Below are 14,806 nucleotides of genomic sequence, written 5' to 3'. Positions count from 1 at the left end.
GGATATAAAATTATTGAAAATAACTGCTAAGCAATAATCTATCAACTTACTATATATTATCCCATCAAATCCGTATGTTTGCACGAAATTCAAGCGTGTGAAGTAACGTGATTTTTTACCTTATATATCTCACCGTAGCTATCGGAATGTTTGGGTTTATTGCCCTTTTTACACTATTTGCCGTATATAGCGAACGCAAAATAGCCGGCTTCGTCCAAGACCGTCTCGGTCCGATGGAAACCGGCAAATTTGGTATACTCCAAACGTTGGCGGATATCATAAAGCTGATCCAAAAAGAGTTCATCACGCCTTCGGCAGCGGACAAAATCCTGTTTGCCGTGGCGCCCGTCGTCATCTTCGTGGCAGTATTTCTGGGATTTGCCGTCATGCCTTGGGCACCGGGCATCGCTCCGGCTACCCTTCATCTGGGGCTGTTCTACGTTCTTGCCGTCATTGCCGTAGATGCTATTGGCCTATTGATGGCTGGGTGGGGCTCAAACAATAAATTTTCCCTGCTCGGTTCCATGCGCGCCGTGGCGCAGATCGTATCCTATGAAATCCCCGCCGGGATTGCTCTGATATCGGTCATCATGGTTGCACAGTCACTTAACATGCAGGAAATCACGATCAATCAGGGTATTGTGACGGAAAACACCCTGCTTTTCCTTGGCATCTGGGATGTGAGTTCCATTGGCGGCTTATTGGCTTGGCACGTATTTCAGGCTCCGCATTTATTGCTTGCTTATGTGATTTTCTTCATCGCCTCGTTAGCCGAATGCAACCGCGCACCGTTTGACATTCCTGAAGCGGAGTCCGAATTGGTCGGCGGTTTTCACACGGAATACGGAGGTCTGCGATTTGCCTTCGTATTTCTTGCTGAATACGCCATGATGTTTTTGGTGGCCATGATCGGCGTGGTTGTTTTCCTCGGCGGATGGAATACGCCGTTGCCAAACGTCGGGCAGCTGAAATTGGCCAGTTGGACCACTGGGACTGTTTGGGGGATTTGCTGGACGCTGTCTAAAACGTTGCTGATCGTTGGCATACAGATGTGGATCCGGTGGACACTTCCACGCCTGCGTGCCGACCAGCTTATGGCATTATGTTGGAAAGTGCTTACGCCACTTGCGTTCCTGTGCATGGCCCTGTCAGGAATATGGCGGGTTTGGGTGATGAGCGGTGGGTGACCAAACGAACAAAGAAAGGTGGTCGGTGGTCGAAACACTGACAGCCGGAATGACAAAACAGAAAAACAGGAATGCTTAAAATAGCTATACACGCTTTTGTTACGGCCGCGAAGGGGTTAGCCATCACCCTGACCCACCTCGTAGGTGCCCGCAGGTCGCGCCATGCGCTTGACGTTCGGAAAGCGGATTATTTTGATCATCAGGATGGGGTTACCACTGTCCAGTTTCCTAGGGAAAAAATGCCTATACCCGAAGTAGCCCGCTACCAATTGGACGTGGAAATTGACGACTGCATTGTTTGTGACCTTTGCGCCAAGGCGTGCCCGGTAGATTGCATTGCCATTGAACCTGTCAAAGCCACTGGGGTGATCGGCAAAACGTCTGATGGCAGCGTAAAACGCCTGTATGCCGCCGCGTTTGATATTGACATGGCCAAATGCATGTACTGCGGTCTATGCACGGTGGTATGCCCCACCGAATGTATCACCATGACTGACCAGTACGACCGAAGTATGACCGACCTGTCTGAACTGACGTACTCCTTCGCCGAAATGACGCCCGAAGAAGTCGAAGAAAAGAAACGCGAGTGGACGAAATTCCAAGCCGAAAAGGAGGCGGTAAAGAAAGGTAGCCGATAATGGAGACATTCGTGTTCTACGGTTTCGCGGCAATCACAATCGGCTCGGCCATTCTACTGGTCAGCATGCAGCATATCGCGCGGTCGCTGTTCCTATTTTTCGTGGTGCTGTTTTCTGTTGCAGGATTATATTTATTTGCTTTAGCTGATTTTGTGGCGATCACCCAGATTCTAGTTTATGTAGGCGGTGTGTTGGTGTTGTTGCTGTTTGCTTTCATGCTTTCTAACAGGGAGTTACTTCAAAGCGACAAATCGCGCTTTTTCTCTCTCCCGGTATGGCAGGCACTGCTGATTTCTGCATCTTTCCTTGCCGTATTGGTCTATATCGTCATACAGATAAGCATACAGGAACCCGCCTGGATAGCCGCCTCAAAGGCTGCTGATACAGTTATTAAACCTACGGACAACACGATTCAGCACATCGGTGTGCATCTTATGACCCGGTACCTGTTGCCATTTGAAGTGGTATCGGTTCTTCTTATGATGGCGCTCATCGGCGCCGCCCATCTGACACGGAAGGAGGGTCGCCCGTGATTACCCTTATCCATTTTCTTGTTGTCGGCGCCTGCTTGTTCTCAATCGGACTGTACGCCGTACTTGCGCGTCGCAACGCCATCTTGGTACTGGTGGGCATCGAATTGATGATCAATGCGGCAATACTGAACCTCGTGGCTTTCGGCCGCTATGACAAATCACTCTATGGTGGCCAAGTGTTTGCCCTCTTCGCCATTGTGCTGGCAGCAGCCGCGGTAGCCGTGGCACTGGCCATCATCCTCAACGTGTACAAATTTTACAAATCGGTCAATCCAGAAGATATAAAAAACTTAAAAGATTAATAAAAGACAACATTGCCTGCTCCTATGCTAACATATCCGATCCTGGCTGCCTGTTCGGCAGTGTTGTTGCCCTTCATCGGATTTCTCTTATCCGCCGCACTAGGCAGGAGAGCCGGGAACGGCGCCGCCTCCGTAACGACAATAGCCCTTAGTTTGCTGGCTGCAGGCTACACATTCGCACAGGTATGGAATCATGAACCGATCCAGGTTCAGTGGCATTGGTTTACCGTTGGCCAGCAAGCTTTTCATGTTGGGTTCTTACTCGACAACATCTCGGTATTGATGCTGCTATTGGTGTGCCTTGTCGCCCTGCCTGTGCACATCTATTCTGTGTCTTATATGAAAGACGAGCCAAACATTCATCGTTACTGGATGTACCTCAGTTTATTCTGCGCCGCAATGCTCGGGCTTGTCGTTGCTGATAATCTGCTGTTGATGTACATTTATTGGGAGCTCGTAGGGTTTGCCTCTTACCTCCTGATCGGTTTCTGGCACACCCGGGAGACAGCGGTTCAAGCTAACAAAAAGGCGTTTATTGTCAACCGCATCGGCGATATTGGCCTTCTTATCGGCATCGCAATCCTCTACAGCGGCTTCGGCACGTTGGATATTCAATCGCTTTTCGGGTCACAGGGACTATTTACGATATTGAACGGGGCCGACACCCCTGCTATCGTTGCCAGCAGCAGGGTTCCCGCCGGGTGGCTCACCGTGGCGGGACTGGCAATCTTTCTGGGAGCGATGGCCAAGTCGGCACAGTTTCCGTTACATGTGTGGCTGCCGGACGCCATGGAAGGGCCAACCTCAGTTTCGTCACTCATTCATGCAGCCACGATGGTGGCTGCTGGAGTGTTCCTCCTAGCCCGAGTGTTCCCTGTGTTTGATGCTACCGTGCTACAGGTCATTGCCACTACAGGTACTGTTACAGCGTTTATTGCCGGCTACTTTGCGGTCACCCAGCACGACATCAAAAAAATACTCGCGTTTTCTACCGTCTCACAGCTTGGTTTTATGATGGTGGGAGTCGGTATCGGGATGTACCATGTGGCTCTTTTCCACCTCGTCACCCATGCATTTTTCAAATGCCTGCTTTTCCTTACCGCGGGATCGGTCATTCATGCCATGCAGCACACTAAGGAAAAACATGGACTGGATATCGATCCACAGGACATCCGACAAATGGGCGGATTGCGGAAGCAAATGCCGGTAACCTTTGTAACCATGCTCATCGCGTCGCTTGCACTGGCAGGATTCCCGCTCACAGCAGGTTATCTTTCCAAGGATGCGTTGCTGGTCCATGCGTTTGAATGGTCTTCCCTGCAACACGGAGCGGTCAAAGTGATTCCATTTATTTTGCTCTTTGTGAGTGTTTTGACCAGCTTTTATATCTTCCGTTTGTTGGCAAAGGTGTTTTTCGCTCCGTCGGCCACCGGTGTCAAACCTCACGAAAAGACATCACCTTGGATGTTATTTCCGATGATCTTTCTTGCTGTTTGCTCCCTCTTCCCATTATTCACGCTTCACCCGTTGAATGACGGGCACGTATGGTTGCTCGCGCAGCTTGCGCAGGAAACACCTGCTTTGCCTCCCCTTCGATCGCTTCACATACTTATCCCGACATTGGCCACGGTGGTCACCGTGGCCGTGGCCTCCTTAGTTTGGCGCTGGTACGTGCTCGGAAGATATCCGCTGAAGAGAAAAGGTTTGTTATATCGGTTGTCGGAACGCCAAGGTTACATCAACGAATGTTATGACGCCGTTATCGTGCAGCCGCTGCTAAGGCTGTCGCTTGTGCTGCGCTGGCTGGACCGGCACGTTGTAGACGGCCTCATCAATGGCTTCGCCGCAGCAGGACGATCCCTGGCAGTTGTAGTTGCAAAAATAGACCAGCATCTTGTGGATGGCTTGGTACGCTTAGCCGGTCAGCTCGCTTGGGGGGTTGGCAACGTACTCAGGCGCACACAGACCGGCAGGATACAACACTACCTTGCCTTAGTATTTTTTGTTGTTTTGGTGATTTTGCTTTATCATATATTCGCGCAGGCATGAACCCGCATTTATTGACCATATTGATCTTTTTGCCGCTGGTTGCGGCCGCCTTGATGGTACTCGCCCCCAATGCATTGAAATCCATTTGTAAGTACATTGCGCTCGCTACGGGGCTCTTACAGCTGGTGCTCAGCGGAGCAATGTATTGCCTTTTCCATCCAAAGGGGTCGGGCATCAATGAAGAACGGTTATACCAGTTCGTCGACCGTTCTCCTTGGATTCGGTTGGACATGGGACAAATCGGCAGACTTGAAATCGACTATTTCGTCGGCGTGGACGGGCTTTCGATGCCTTTCTTGTTTCTCACCGCGCTTGTTATCCTCATCGCCATCGGGGCGTCGTGGAACATGCAGAAAAGCGTAAAAGGCTACTTCATTCTGTTGATGATTTTGGACATGGCCGTGATGGGTGTTTTCTCGGCGTTGGACTTCTTCTTGTTTTATATTTTTTATGAGCTGCTGCTGCTGCCGCTGTATTTTCTCATCGGAATCTGGGGCGGCGCAAAAAGGGAGTATGCTGCCATTAAGTTTTTCCTGTATACCTTATTTGGCTCGGTATTCATGTTATTGGTCATTGTGGGACTCTATTTTTCGGTCATCGATCCCACAACGGGTGCCCATACCTTCAATATGCTGCACATGATGGACGCCGCTAACTATGTGCCTAGTTCGATATTTTCATCGGTGGCTCAACGGGAGCTTTTCGGCATCCCGGCGCGATTACTCGGCTTCATCGTCTTGTTTGTTGCCTTCGCGATCAAGGTGCCCATTGTACCACTCCACACATGGCTACCTGACGCGCATGTGGAGGCACCTACCCCTGTGTCTATCATTCTCGCCGGTATTTTACTCAAAATCGGCGGGTACGGCATACTACGGATCTGTTTTAGTATATTTCCCGATGCCGCGCTTCAATCGGCGTGGTGGCTGGGACTTATCGGCGTTGTGTCCATCGTCTACGGGGCATTCGTTGCCTTGACCCAGCGGGACCTGAAACGGATGGTTGCATACTCATCCGTATCACACATGGGCTTTGTGCTGTTAGGAGTGGCATCGCTTACTGTGGAAGGCATGGCCGGTGCGGTATTCCAGATGATCAGTCATGGTTTCCTATCGGCCGCCCTGTTTTTTTTAGTGGGCATGCTGTATGATCGAGTGCAGGACCGTGACATACACCATTTCCGCGGATTAGCGAGCCTGGTCCCTCGATTCACCGTCTTTATCGGCATAACCTTTTTTGCATCGCTAGGACTGCCCGGTTTTTCGGCTTTCATTGGTGAGGCGTTTGTCATTATCGGGGCATTTAACTCGGAAACTGTTAATGGTCTCCTGCCGCGGTGGATGGCCATCGCAGGATCATTAGGCATCTTGCTTAGTGCTGCGTATTTCCTGTGGACACTCCAGCGGATGTTTTTCGGGGGGCTCCGCCTAAAAGGCGGTGAGGCTTGGACCAATGCCCTCACAGATGCAACGCCCCGCGAAACGCTTGTCATGATCCCGATGCTTACACTCGCCTTGGTGTTGGGCATCTATCCATCATTGGCACTTGGCCATATCAACGCCTCGGTATTGGCATTGGTGGAATTAGTCACAGGGAAGTAAAACGTATGAGTCATGATTGAACTACTACCCGATATAAGTATTAAACTCGACCACATTCTCTCGGGACTTCCCCAGCTGATGCCAGAGTTGGTGCTGGCCGCTACCTTCCTTTCGAGTATCGGCTCGGGCTTATTCGTCGACCACCGTTGGCGGCACGGCACATTCACCATCACCTTAGCCGGCATCATACTGGCTGGGACGTTTAGCGTACTGCAACTGGTAGCACCCACCGCTAGCGGGGCGCTGTTCGGCACCATGTCAATCGATGACTTTGGCCGATATATACGTATCCTTACAGGCGCAATCAGTCTTCTGTTTGTCCTGTTTGTGCACGGCAACTCCGAATTCAAAGCCCACCCCAAAAAAACAGCAGACTTATACAGTATTCTGATCGCGGTACAGATCGGTCTTAACCTTATGGGTATGGCCACTAGCTGGCTGATGGTATTCGTGGCCGTCGAAATGGTATCCATCGGCTCTTACCTCATGGTCGGTTACCTTGCAAGGGAACCCCTGCAGGCGGAAGCCTCGATGAAGTACGTACTGTTTGGCTCGGTATGCTCTGCCGTGATGCTATACGGATTGTCATTCCTGTACGGCTTTACCGGCAACCTGGATTTCACTTCCCCTGAACATATTCAGGGGCTCATCGATACTGGGCCGTTGCTGGTTGGCGCGGTATTGCTGTTTGTTTTTGCAGGCCTTGGCTTCAAGTTATCCTTCGTGCCATTCCATTTCTGGACACCTGATGTTTATCAGGGAGCACCAACGCCGGTGACGGCTTTTCTTTCCACCGTCCCGAAAATCGCTGGCATAGCTTTACTTGCCCGGATTTTGTACGCCTGGCCTGCCGATAGCTATGCCTACCAACACTTGCATACCCTCATATTACTATCGGCCGTTGCAACTATGCTGCTGGGCAACCTTGCCGCATTGGCACAAACCAATATCAAGCGGATGATGGCTTATTCTTCTATCGGGCATACGGGCTTTCTCATGATGGCAGTACTCGCGTATTCGACCGGAGAATACACCATCCTCTTATTTTACCTCACCGTATACGGGTTGATGAACATGGGTGTATTTATGCTGGCCGATTACATCGAAGCACGCACGGGTGCTGTCGATGTTGAGGGATACCGCGGATTAGGAAAAGTACTTCCGCTTGCATGTATTTGCTTTGTGGTCTTACTCGTGTCACTTACCGGTCTTCCACCAACTGCCGGATTCGTAGCTAAGATACTGGTGTTCAGCGCGGTATTCAATCAGTGGCAACATACAGGTGAGATTGGCATGATCGTTTTGCTTATCGTTGGTGCGCTAACAACCGTCGTTTCCCTGTTCTACTACTTTAAGGTGCCACTGAATGCTTTTTTGCGCAAACGGGAGAGGGCCTCAGAGATTGCGGCGCTGCCGTCGTCGATTGTCGGAGTAGCGCTGTTGATCACAACTGCCGTTTTATTGCTGGGTATCTTCCCAGGATGGCTGATCGGGCTATTTTGATTACAAGGCTCTGCGCGCGCCCACAATTGAACATCACCCCGTTCGGATAGCTATCATTCCGGCACCACTGCCCAGATTGAATTGCCGGCGTCATCGGATACCAGCATATACCCGTTTTTCGCAAAAGCTACTCCTACCGGCCGTCCATAGACCTCGCCACTTTCCGCATCGGCAACGAATCCGGTCAGAAAATCTTCAGGCATGCCTTTGGGTTTGCCATTTTCAAAAGGCACGTACATTACTTTATACCCGACAAGCTCCGATCGATTCCATGAACCATGCTGGCCGATATAAGCGCCGGGCTCAAAACGCTCGTTCGTCCTGAACGCTAAGCCCAGCGACGCCGTATGCGACCCCAACGCATAATCCGGAACAATGCTCTTGTCAATCAATTCCTGGTGTTTCCCTTCCCAGTTTGGATCGGGATGTTTTCCCCAATAGGCATACGGCCACCCATAAAACCCGTGCTCTTGCACCGCTGTAATGTAATCCGGCACTAACGCGTCCCCAAGCTCATCCCGCTCATTAACTGCAGTCCAAAGCTTACCGGTCACTGGTTCCCAATCCATCCCCACCGGATTACGCAGACCAGATGCGAAAATGCGCTCGTTGGTACCGTCTGGGTTGACTTCAAGGATGCAGGCGCGGCGGACTTCATGCTCCATACCGTTTTCGCCCACATTACTTCCTGAACCAACGGAAATATAAATTTTGCTACCATCGGCATTAGCAATAATATTGCGTGTCCAATGGTTGTTATACCCGCCGGCAGGCAGGTCTACGAGCTTCTCCCCGTCCGCAACAATGCTGTGAGCCTCCGGATCATAAGGAAACCGCCACAACGCATCGGTGTTCGCGACATAGAAGTGGTTACCCAGCACGAGCATGCCGAAGGGCTGGTTCAAGCCATCCAGGTAAACCCGTTGGAATTCCGGTTGTCCGTCGCCATCCGTGTCGCGAAAAAGGATGATCTGATGTGAGCTTACTTCGAGGTTCTCGTTTCGGGAGCGCGCCTTGCCGCTTACCAGTTCTTTGATCCGCGCCGCGCCGCGTTTAACGGTGCGCGCCTCGGAGACAAAGATATCTCCGTTTGGTGCAACATAAACCCACCTCGGGCTGTTCATCCCATCAGCGAACTTCACTACCCGGTAGCCTTGAGGCGCCACCGGCTTTCTGTCCTCGGGCCACCCAATGACTTTAGCTAGTTTCGTGGCCGACGGCGTTGCCATTGGAGCAGGCAACCGGACATCCAGGCCGTATTCGACGATCTCCTGGGCTTGGGTCGGCGTGCACAACATGCTCAAAACTATCAATGCAGCTGATAACCTGCAAAAAAGCAAACAATTGATTGATTCCATAGCTAATATCTGGACTAGTATATTCATCCGATCTTAGGGTAGTCAACAACCAATGGCGAGCAATGTTTTTTATCAACTAAAGCAACATGGCCTTCAGTATAGATTGGGCGAACTCGCCCCAATTTTTTAAGCTGGCCTCCAATTGGGTCCGCAACTGATGATAATTGAGTGGTTTCCCTCTTTTAGGAGGATCCAGCTCTTTTGCTGACACGGGGCGATCTTCCACCTTAGTGGCAAAATACGTAATATTTTCATAGGGTAGTGCGACACCGAGAATCATGCCAGGGAGTCCGGCGAATGACTCAGGGCCGCCAGACAAAGGTATCTGGTCTGTGTAAAATGCTACGACATAGACAGAGTCAAGAATTAACGCGTTGGCCCGCCGGCACAAGTAGCCAGCGATTTCGCGCGTCTCGTTGGTGAACCTCCATTGGATGTGCCGGATGCTATCGGTAATAAGGTAGGTTTCTTCATAAACACTTTTCTGGCTAACCTGCTGCCCTGCGGCGAAATCAGTGAAAATAATGCTCCCGATGTCAATAGAAGGGTCGTTGCCGAAAAAGCCAGCCGAGGAATTCTCGCGGTCTCCATGTGGCCAAAACCGAGTCCTATCACGATCGAAGACGAGGTTGTATTTGAATGATTTAAACTGGGGATTAGTCTTTTTGTATTGCTCATAAGCCTGCTCCATAAACGAGCTATTGCCTAACCTACTCTTGATCTTTGCGTACATGTTTACCCGTTTTTCGAACTCGATGGCGCCGCTTTCAACAAAACGCGCATACTGTGCTTTCAGCGGTTGCGCGGCAAGTACTGAGACGAGTAGCAAGGCCGACAAGCGTTGGAAAATCTTTATCTTCATTTTGCTCATTTAATTATTTATGGAGGCGCCCCCCATCTTGTTGAAATCCCATGTCAACGAGAACATTAGGAAACGTGCGATTGTCGTATAGCTGTTTTGCGTAAAAAAGTTATTATTCGCACTTCGGTTAAAGCCCCTATTTTGATTGAAGATGTCATTTACCCCAACTCCAAACCGGAGCGTTTCGTCGGGAAGGAATTTTTTGCTCACTGATGCATCAACGATAAATTGTTCAAAAGCTTCGTCAAACAACGCTGTAGGAGCGGTATACGTATACCGGCCCTGTGAGTTGATCTGGAATTTGAGTGGCAAATAGATATTGAATGAATAATTACCGTTAAGTCCCCATCCATTATTGTCTTGTTGCCGTTGCAGAGACGCTTTTCCAAGCATGTACGAAGGTCCAACGTCCATATTAAAATCATATTTTTTCTGAATATGCTGTCTAATATTGATGCTTGCGGAATAAGTCGAATTTTGCGTCCTATTCAATTCCCCGTTTGTAAGGTTATAATACACATTTCCGTTGGTATTCAATCCAGCGCCTACGTTGAGATTCCATTTTTTTAAATTTTTGCTGAAGTTGGAATAAAAGTAGTAATTCATCGGAGACTGGTCGTCCAGGTTGGCATATTGGAAAGTGCTGCGGCCCACGGAGTCTGTGTGGGTGTTGCTCACGATGGGATTGTGGGTATTTGAGAAGCCGCCTGAAAAATAGATGTATTGGTTGCCGAGCACCTTAAATGAGTTGTATGACACATTGAAGCGATTGGTGTATGAGGGTTTGAGACCAGGATTGCCCAACACAATGTTCATGGGGTCATCATTTACACGGACCGGCTGTATTTGGTTAATGGCAGGTTGCGTGTTGTTTCCGTTGTAGGAAAGGCGAAGTGATTTCTGCTGAGAAAAGCGATATTGCCAAATCAATTGCGGATTATGATTGGTGAAACTTCGTTCGAACCTGCTGTCTGCATACCGATCGGTCTGATCAAATCGCACACGGCTTACCCTTGAACCGAAATTGAGCGTGGATTTACCCTTCCTGAAGTTGAGCATAGCACCGAGTTGATTAGCCAGCTGGTTCAGCGTGAAATCGTTACTAAACAGGGAATCCAGCTCCGCGTGCGCTCCATTCGCGCCGACGGGATTGAAAGATTGCCTGAGCGAGGCACCATTGTTTGCCGTAAGCCGGTAGTTCAACACTAGGGAAAGGGTGTTGGTCAATGGCTCGGAATAAGTAATGTTCGAATTGAATACCGAGTTTCGGGCATCGTTTATCTTTAGTTGATCAACCAGCAAGACGCTGTCCACAGTGCCGTCTACATAAAGGGAATTTTCTGAAAACAGAAATCCGTGGGATTTACTTTGGTTAATGGTTTCATTGAGCTCCAAAGAGATAGTCCTTCCCTGCTTGCGCAGCTTCTTTGTCCAAAATGCGGTAATGTAAGCACTTAACCCTTCGGAATCATTCCAGGTTCGCCGCATCGACTGATTGAGCATACCACCATTGGCATCTGTGCCGACCGACTGGCTGGACTCGGAGGTTTCACCATTTCTAAGCGTTCCATCCACCGTCACTTTCAACGTGGAAGTCGAGTCGAACTGCGTCTCAACGATTGCACCTCCCCGCTGGCGGAAAATCCGGCGGTCAAACGCCTGGTCGGACACCGTGTTGATCCGTCCGGTCGGAAGCGTATTCTGGGTGATCGAGTTGCTGGTTCCATTCACGCTCAACTCACCGATTTTATAATTCCCGTTGATCGACTGTCTGCCTTCATTCCATTTGTTGCTATAATAAGCGCCGCCATTTAATGCGGAAGGGATACCCCTGCCGTCGTAACGCCCGCCCCATGATTCGATATCGTCCTGCCCCCCTCCTACCGTAATAATTATGCTACCGTCTTCCGTAAACGAGGTGGTCCCCGAAGGAGCAAAGCGGTCGGCGTCCTGCCAATTCAGTCCTGTGCGACCGGTATTTCCGATGGTTCCAAACGCTGAAAACCGTTGCTTGTCGTTGAAACGGTTAAACATTGCCTGTCCCTCGTACATATCATTGCTGCCAATACCAGCATCCACTTTGCCGAAGTACCCCTTTTTCTTATCTTCTTTTAGTTTGATATTGAGCGTCTTCATACGCTCGCCGTCATCAACCCCGGTGAACTCTGCCTGGTCGCTCCGCTTATCGTAAAGCTGTACCTTATCCACCATATCGCCCCGCAGGTTGCGCGTGACCAACGTAGGGTCATCGCCGAAGAATTCCTCTCCGTCTACCAACACCTTATTTACGGTCTGTCCTTGGGCTGTGATCTTGCCATCCTGGTCTACCTGAATACCAGGCAGCTGCTTCAGAAGATCTTCTACTTTGGAGTTAGGCTGAATAACGTAGCTTCCCGCATCGTACTCCGTTGTATCACCTTTAATGGTGATTGCCTGTCGACGATTCACCAGCACCTCTTCAAGCAAGCGCGTCCGGAGTACCAACCCCAGGTTGCCGAAATCTACCACCTTAGTCGCACTATCCAGTGTAAAGTGCTCCACATAATCGGCATATTCCGGAAAGGTGGCAAAAAGAATATACTGTCCAGCCTCCAAGTCATCAAGTCGAAAATTCCCAGATTCGTCTGTCCGGGTAAACCGATACAGCATGGAATCCTTTGCATGCACCAGCACTATGGACGATTTAGCGAGCTGAATGCTCGAAGCGGTGTCAACTACGGCACCTTTAATTGCGTAGCCGTTGCCTTGGCCTACAGCAAAAAGCCAACATGAACACACCATGACAAGCGTAACTAGGTTTTTTATTATCATAATTGGTTATGCTATATGTTGACACATGGCAAAGGCCGAAGTGCATTTTTCATGTTGTTACTTAATTGACAGTCAAATATAAAACTAAAAAAATAGTTTTATAATTATGTTTGATAATTTAACATTTCTTTGCAAATGACTTTACATCGAACGCTTGATATACCCGCCAGTATTGCCCTTCCACTTCCAGACCTCCGTGCCCCCTCCTGGCTTAAGATGCCCATTAACATGATCTGTTGCAAGGCAGGTGAATAGCATGGCTGGTGCCCATAGGGCGCAGGTCCCATATAGAGGCGGTGGAGGGGCAGCGTAGGGACAACAGCGTCAGAACGGAGTTTAACGGATTTCAACGGAGTAGCAACGGACTTACGGCTTTTCCAGCCGCGATTATGAGTATCATTTATCCGGGGAGGACGCTTATGCAAAAATACCAAATTCTGGACAATATCTTAACATCAGCTTGACGGTTAAGATTTTAATCCAAGAAACATCTTTCCGGGAAACATGTTGATGCATTCGGCCATATTTCCAGTCCCGGCTAACTTGCCTATCTTTGGTAAATTAACTAAGTTTGCGGCAAAGCCTTTCGTATGCAAAAAATCAAGGAATATGTGGGAGCTCATCAACAACGCTTCCTGGATGAGTTATTTGAGTTGCTCCGTTACCCTTCCGTAAGTGCCGACCCAGCCTACGCAGCTGATGTTCGCGCCACCGCTGAGTTTATAGCCCAAAAACTGCGGGACGCCGGAGCAGATCGGGTTGAAGTATGTGCTACCGCTGGCCATCCCATTGTTTATGGCGAAAAAATCATTGGCAGCGACAAACCCACTGTACTGGTATACGGCCACTACGACGTGCAGCCGCCCGATCCCTTGGAACTGTGGGAAACGCCTCCCTTTGAGCCGACGGTACGGGACGGCAAGGTATTCGCCCGTGGCGCCTGTGATGATAAGGGGCAATTTTACATGCACATTAAAGCCTTTGAATTGATGCAAGCTACCGGCACGTTGGCTTGTAATATCAAATTCATGATAGAAGGCGAGGAAGAGGTGGGCTCAGACAATCTCGGCACTTTCGTGAAAGCCAATAAGGACCGATTGGCCGCCGATGTGGTGCTGATATCTGATACCGCTATGATCAGCTTGGAGACGCCCTCGCTCGAAACGGGGTTGCGTGGCCTCTCATACCTGGAAGTGGAAGTAACGGGGCCTAACCGCGACCTGCATTCAGGCGTATATGGCGGCGCGGTAGCCAATCCGATTACCACGCTGGCTAAGATGATCGCGTCGCTGCATGACGAACACAACCGCATAACCATACCGGGATTCTATGATGATGTGGCCGAGCTCAGCGATGCAGAACGCCAAGCATTGAATCAAGCACCGTTTGTCGAAGCTGAATACAAAGCTGATCTGGGCATCAGAGCCCTTTGGGGCGAAAAAGGCTTCACCACCGTCGAACGAACGGGTATCCGGCCCACTTTAGAGTTAAACGGCATCTGGGGAGGATATATCGGAAAGGGTGCCAAAACTGTACTCCCGTCCAAAGCTTACGCCAAGATTTCCATGCGGTTGGTTCCCAATCAGGATTCAAACAAAATCACTGCGCTTTTCGCCCGCCATTTCGAAGCCATAGCGCCCGACTACGTATCTGTAAAAATAACCCCACACCATGGTGGACAGCCCGCTGTCACACCCACAGACAGTGCGGCCTACCGTGCTGCCGAAAAGGCAATTGAAGAAGCCTTCGGCAAGAAGCCAATCCCGACTCGTGGGGGAGGCAGTATCCCAATTGTCTCGCTATTCGAAAAAGAATTAGGACTGAAGACCGTTTTGATGGGCTTCGGGTTAGACAGCGACAACCTGCATTCGCCCAATGAAAAATACGACATTGCTAATTATTTCAAAGGCATCGAAACGATCCCGCTGTTCCACAAATACTTTGCGGAACTAAGCTAACGCC

At 49.9% G+C, this 14,806-nt stretch carries 11 protein-coding genes; 8 read left to right on the top strand and 3 right to left on the bottom strand.

The features are described from left to right. The first annotated feature begins 107 nt into the window (after positions 1-107). From nuoH to ACFOET_RS04095, 7 genes are all read left to right on the top strand, one after another. Entirely contained in the window at positions 108-1,187 is a 1,080-nt protein-coding gene (gene nuoH, locus ACFOET_RS04125; protein ID WP_379019861.1) for an NADH-quinone oxidoreductase subunit NuoH, read from the top strand. Between the two features lie 71 nt (positions 1,188-1,258). Beyond that, positions 1,259-1,825, top strand: a complete 567-nt coding sequence (locus ACFOET_RS04120) for a 4Fe-4S binding protein (protein ID WP_379019859.1) — start codon at positions 1,259-1,261, stop codon at positions 1,823-1,825. Continuing rightward, positions 1,825-2,358, top strand: coding sequence for an NADH-quinone oxidoreductase subunit J family protein (locus tag ACFOET_RS04115; RefSeq protein ID WP_379019857.1), 534 nt, complete (start codon positions 1,825-1,827; stop codon positions 2,356-2,358). Before ACFOET_RS04120 ends, ACFOET_RS04115 begins: the two co-directional genes overlap by 1 nt. Further along, positions 2,355-2,660: an NADH-quinone oxidoreductase subunit NuoK gene (nuoK, locus tag ACFOET_RS04110; protein WP_379019855.1), complete on the top strand. Its 306-nt coding sequence runs from the start codon at positions 2,355-2,357 to the stop codon at positions 2,658-2,660. The genes ACFOET_RS04115 and nuoK overlap by 4 nt, the downstream gene beginning before the upstream one ends. 24 nt (positions 2,661-2,684) lie before the next feature. Then, complete coding sequence (gene nuoL, locus ACFOET_RS04105) at positions 2,685-4,709, top strand: NADH-quinone oxidoreductase subunit L (RefSeq protein ID WP_379019853.1); 2,025 nt, start codon at positions 2,685-2,687, stop codon at positions 4,707-4,709. After that, positions 4,706-6,310, top strand: coding sequence for a complex I subunit 4 family protein (locus tag ACFOET_RS04100; RefSeq protein WP_379019851.1), 1,605 nt, complete (start codon positions 4,706-4,708; stop codon positions 6,308-6,310). The genes nuoL and ACFOET_RS04100 overlap by 4 nt, the downstream gene beginning before the upstream one ends. Positions 6,311-6,322: 12 nt before the next feature. After that, the gene (locus ACFOET_RS04095) at positions 6,323-7,813 is read left to right on the top strand and encodes an NADH-quinone oxidoreductase subunit N (RefSeq protein ID WP_379019849.1); all 1,491 of its coding nucleotides are present in this window, start codon (positions 6,323-6,325) and stop codon (positions 7,811-7,813) included. Between the two features lie 53 nt (positions 7,814-7,866). Here the strand turns inward: ACFOET_RS04095 and ACFOET_RS04090 are convergent, their stop codons facing one another. The 3 genes from ACFOET_RS04090 to ACFOET_RS04080 all read right to left on the bottom strand — a co-directional run bounded on the left by ACFOET_RS04090 (position 7,867) and on the right by ACFOET_RS04080 (position 12,844). Then, the gene (locus ACFOET_RS04090; RefSeq protein WP_379019847.1) at positions 7,867-9,111 is read right to left on the bottom strand and encodes a PQQ-dependent sugar dehydrogenase; all 1,245 of its coding nucleotides are present in this window, start codon (positions 9,109-9,111) and stop codon (positions 7,867-7,869) included. Positions 9,112-9,247: 136 nt separating this feature from the next. Next, positions 9,248-10,033: a GLPGLI family protein gene (locus tag ACFOET_RS04085; protein ID WP_379019845.1), complete on the bottom strand. Its 786-nt coding sequence runs from the start codon at positions 10,031-10,033 to the stop codon at positions 9,248-9,250. Positions 10,034-10,042: 9 nt separating this feature from the next. Next, positions 10,043-12,844: an outer membrane beta-barrel protein gene (locus ACFOET_RS04080; protein ID WP_379019843.1), complete on the bottom strand. Its 2,802-nt coding sequence runs from the start codon at positions 12,842-12,844 to the stop codon at positions 10,043-10,045. Between the two features lie 590 nt (positions 12,845-13,434). On the opposite strand from ACFOET_RS04080, the gene ACFOET_RS04075 reads away from it, so the two are divergent. Beyond that, complete coding sequence (locus ACFOET_RS04075) at positions 13,435-14,802, top strand: dipeptidase (protein WP_379019842.1); 1,368 nt, start codon at positions 13,435-13,437, stop codon at positions 14,800-14,802. Positions 14,803-14,806: the final 4 nt, after the last annotated feature.

Source organism: Parapedobacter deserti, assembly GCF_042646065.1.
Lineage (GTDB): Bacteria > Bacteroidota > Bacteroidia > Sphingobacteriales > Sphingobacteriaceae > Parapedobacter > Parapedobacter deserti.
The sequence above is the reverse complement of the archived record's forward strand: the minus strand, read 5'-3'. Positions and strand labels throughout refer to the sequence as shown.